Source organism: Gordonibacter pamelaeae 7-10-1-b (genome assembly GCF_000210055.1).
Lineage (GTDB): Bacteria > Actinomycetota > Coriobacteriia > Coriobacteriales > Eggerthellaceae > Gordonibacter > Gordonibacter pamelaeae.
This window is the reverse complement of record NC_021021.1, coordinates 2,212,490-2,215,992: the sequence shown is the minus strand read 5'-3', so window position 1 is coordinate 2,215,992 and position 3,503 is coordinate 2,212,490. Positions and strand designations below refer to the sequence as shown.

Below are 3,503 nucleotides of genomic sequence, written 5' to 3'. Positions count from 1 at the left end.
TGGGCCGGTGCAACGGCGAGTTCTTCGTGGAGACGCTCTCCTTCGGCGTGGGCGCGGCCATCGCGCTCGACACGGTGGAGCGGCGGGCGCGCACGGGCCGCACCGGCACGGCGCTCTACCTGGCCAGCGGCATGGACCAGCTGCTGCACCACCTGGACTGCCACCGCTACACCGCCTCGTTCGACGGCGGCGAACCGGTGCGTGGCGCGTCGTTCACGTTCGCGGTGCAGGTGGGCCCCACCTACGGCGGCGGCTTCCGCATCTGCCCGGACGCGCGCATCGACGACGGCCTGCTGGACGTGTGCATCGCGCACCCGCCCTTCGGCGTCGCGCGCGCCGTCTTCGTGTTCCTGCTGGCAAAGGGCGGCCGCCACACCGGCTTTCGGCAGATCGAGCTGCGCCGCGCCCGCACGCTGTCGGTGCGCTTCGACGCGCCCCCGCCCGTCCAGATCGACGGAGAGCCCCTTGAGGCCGCCGAGTACGCCATCGACGTCGTGCCCCGCGCCCTCGGCGTGCTCGTGCCCGAAACCCGCGGCTGACCTCGAGTCGGCTCCCTAAACCAGCAGCGGGCGCGTGAGCCAGTCGAAGCGCTCCCAGCGCTGGTTCGCGGCGATGTTCACGAAGGCGTCGTGGCAGAACCTCACGACGGCGGCGTGCGGGTCGTCAGCGCGCAGCACGTCCTCCAGTTTGAGGAAGTACTCGGCGCTCGACGGGTCGTAGTACGCGCCCGGCACGTCAACCTCGGGCATGACCCCCTCGAGGAAGGGATAGGCCATCACGAAGAACGCCGGGTCGTCGGCCTTCTCGTCGCCCGGCCAGAAGCCGAACTCCACGAACTGCTCGTCGAGCGCCACGCGCTCCACGATGCCGCCCTCTCCCGCGTACGGGCACGGCTTTCCCGAGAACAGCACGCACGTCAGATCGAGCGTTCCCCAGAACAGCGACGGCTGCATCTTCTTCCCGCGGAAGCCGGCCGAGAAGTCCAGCAGGGCGCCCTGGGCGAACAGGCACTGCTCGAAGTAGTTCCAGGCGGCCCCGCCGTCGAACGCGAGCGGCTCGGCGAGCGCGTAGAAGGGCGTCTGGGTGAACATCTCCTGCGGCACCGGGTAGAGGGGCACCGGGTGCCCGACAGCCTCCAGAAGCAGCGTGAACCGCTCGTAGTAGCGGGCCACGGACGTGCCGTCCTCGAGCGGGAACGACGCCTCCTCGCCGGTCGTCGCCACGGCCTGCACCTGCGGCTCGTCCAGGCGCAGCCGGATCTCGAACCCGCCCGCGCCGTGCGGCACGAAGCCGGTGGAGAACCCGTCGGGCACCGGCTCGAGCAGCACGTGGCCCCATTCCGGCTGGGGCTCGAGGCATTCCAGCTTCACCTTGCCCATCATCTGGGCCACCATATGCAGCGCGATGCACGTCTCGCGCCATTGGCTGTACGTCTGCAGGTGCATGGCTTCTCCTTGCTGTCGGTTCGCGGGGACCGACGGTCGTTCCGCGGGGGTGGGTTGAGCGCGCGAAGGCGGTTCGGGGTCTCAATCGGGACAGTCTAGCCGCCTCCCCGCATCCCTGCAGCGGCGGCCCGAAGGCGTCATCAGGTCGTGGGGAAGGGGTTACGCGGGTGGCGGATGCCCCGCATTTCCGCTACGATGGCGGGGTAGCGGAAACGATCATGCGCGCCCCGCGCGCCGGCAAGGAGTCCCATGAGCGCACAGTTTCTCCCGGTGAACCGTCAGGATATGGCGGAACGCGGCTGGGACCAAGTCGACTTCGTCTACGTGTCGGGCGACGCGTACGTCGACCACCCCTCGTTCGGCGCGGCCATCGTCACGCGGCTTCTGGAGTCGCACGGCTACAAGGTGGGCGTCATCGCGCAGCCCGACTGGAACGACCCGGCCTCGGTGGCTGCGCTCGGCGAGCCGCGGCTGGCGTTCCTCGTGTCGGCCGGCAATATGGACTCCATGGTGAACCACTACACCGTGGCCAGGAAGCGCCGCCGCGAGGACGCGTACTCGCCGGGCGGGCAGGCGGGCCTGCGCCCGAACCACGCGGCCGTCGTCTACAGCAACCTCATCCGCCGCACGTTCAAGAAGACGCCCATCGTGCTGGGCGGCATCGAGGCGAGCTTGCGGCGGCTCGCGCACTACGACTACTGGTCGGACAAGATGAAGCGCTCCATCCTGCTGGACTCCGGGGCCGACCTCGTGAGCTTCGGCATGGGGGAGCGCTCCGTGGTTGAGATAGCCGACGCGCTTGCCGCGGGCCTGTCCATCGACGACCTCACGTTCATCGACGGCACCGTCTACCGCGCGAACTCGCTTGCGCACGTCTACGATGCGGTGGAGCTGCCCTCGTTCCCCGACTTGCAGGCCGATCCCCTGAACTACGCGCGCAGCTTCGCCGTGCAGTACGCCAACAGCGATCCCTTCATCGGGAAGCGTCTGGTGGAGCCGTATTCCGACCACGAGTTCGTCGTGCAGAACCCGCCGGCCGCCCCGCTTTCGCAGGCCGAGATGGACGCCGTCTACCGCCTGCCCTTCGCGCGCACGTACCACCCGATGTACGAGGAGGCCGGCGGCGTGCCGGCCATCAAGGAGGTGCGGTTCAGCCTCACCAGCAGCCGCGGCTGCTTCGGCGAGTGCTCGTTCTGCGCGCTCACGTTCCATCAGGGGCGCATCGTGCAGGCGCGTAGCCACGACTCGCTCGTGGAGGAGGCGCGGGCCATCACCGACGATCCCGACTTCAAGGGCTATATCCACGACGTGGGCGGTCCCACGGCGAACTTCCGCGCCCCCGCCTGCGCCAAGCAGACGAAGGCCGGCGCCTGCCCGCACCAGCGCTGCCTGTTCCCGGAGCCGTGCGAGCGCCTCGAGGCGGACCATGTGGACTACCTCAAGCTGCTCGAGCGGCTGCGCAAGCTCCCCGGCGTGAAGAAGGTGTTCGTGCGCTCCGGCATCCGCTTCGACTACGTGCTGGCCGACCGCAAGCACGGCGACGAGTTCATCTACGAGCTCTGCGAGAACCACGTGAGCGGCCAGCTGAAGGTGGCACCCGAGCACGTGTCCGACACCGTGCTCGCCCATATGGGCAAGCCGCCCCGCGCCGTGTACGAGCGCTTCGTGCAGAAGTACGAGCAGGCGAACGAGGAGCTGGGGAAGAGGCAGTACCTCGTGCCCTACCTCATGTCGTCGCACCCCGGCTCCACGCTCGACGAGGCCGTGGAGCTGGCCGAGTACGTGCGCGACCTGGGGTACATGCCCGAACAGGTGCAAGACTTTTACCCCACGCCCTCCACTATGTCCACGGTCATGTACGCCACCGGCGTGGACCCGCACACCATGCAGCCCGTCTACGTGCCGAAGTCCCCGCACGAGAAGGCGCTCCAGCGCGCCCTCATCCAGTACCGCGATTCGAAGAACCGCCCCCTCGTGCTGGAGGCCCTGAAGAAGGCCGGCCGCATGGACCTGGTGGGCCACGGCCGCGAATGCCTCGTGCGCCCCGAGGGCGCCCCG

General features: G+C 69.1%; 3 protein-coding genes. 2 read left to right on the top strand and 1 reads right to left on the bottom strand.

The genetic code is table 11. From position 1 onward, the window contains the following. On the top strand, positions 1-539 hold a 539-nt coding region (locus GPA_RS10275), incomplete at its 5' end, for a diacylglycerol/lipid kinase family protein (RefSeq protein ID WP_041239449.1). A gap of 15 nt (positions 540-554) precedes the next feature. Here the strand turns inward: GPA_RS10275 and GPA_RS10270 are convergent. After that, positions 555-1,445: a DUF5996 family protein gene (locus tag GPA_RS10270; RefSeq protein ID WP_015539835.1), complete on the bottom strand. Its 891-nt coding sequence runs from the start codon at positions 1,443-1,445 to the stop codon at positions 555-557. A 249-nt stretch (positions 1,446-1,694) separates the two neighbouring features. Here GPA_RS10270 and GPA_RS10265 point away from each other — a divergent pair. Then, on the top strand, positions 1,695-3,503 hold a 1,809-nt coding region (locus GPA_RS10265), incomplete at its 3' end, for a YgiQ family radical SAM protein (protein ID WP_083809064.1).